Source organism: Corallococcus sp. AB049A (assembly GCF_003668885.1).
GTDB lineage: Bacteria > Myxococcota > Myxococcia > Myxococcales > Myxococcaceae > Corallococcus > Corallococcus interemptor.
The window spans coordinates 1-535 of sequence record NZ_RAWL01000929.1; the positions used below are offsets into that span (position 1 = coordinate 1).

Annotated in this window: 1 protein-coding gene; it reads right to left on the minus strand. The window is 68.0% G+C overall.

What is annotated here, in order from left to right:
* Positions 1-535: fumarate hydratase C-terminal domain-containing protein (locus D7X55_RS45935; protein ID WP_199747366.1), on the minus strand; the 535-nt coding region annotated here is incomplete at both ends.

Below are 535 nucleotides of genomic sequence, written 5' to 3' on the forward strand. Positions count from 1 at the left end.
CTTGCCGACCATGCCCAGCAGGCCGGTCTGTGCCAGCACCTGCTCGGTGAACTTGTCCATGCGGGTCGCCGTGGTCGGGCCGGCCGGGCCCACCACTTCGTCACGCACCGGATCGACCGGGCCGACGTAGTAGATGAAGCGGCCCTTCAGATCGACCGGCAGCTGCTCGCCCTTGTTGAGCATGTCGACCATGCGCTTGTGCGCGGCGTCGCGGCCGGTGAGCAGCTTGCCGTTGAGCAGCAGGGTCTGGCCCGGCTTCCAGCTGGCCACGTCTTCCGGGGTGATCGTATCCAGGTCCACCCGGGTGCCCTTGGATGCGTCGTAGGTCAGCTTCGGCCAGTCTTCCAGCGACGGCGGGTCCAGCATCACCGGGCCGCTGCCATCCAGGGTGAAGTGCGCATGGCGGGTGGCCGCGCAGTTCGGGATCATCGCCACCGGCAGGTTGGCCGCGTGGGTCGGGTAGTCGTTGATCTTGATGTCGAGCACGGTGGTCAGGCCACCCAGGCCCTGCGCACCGATGCCCAGCGCGTTGACC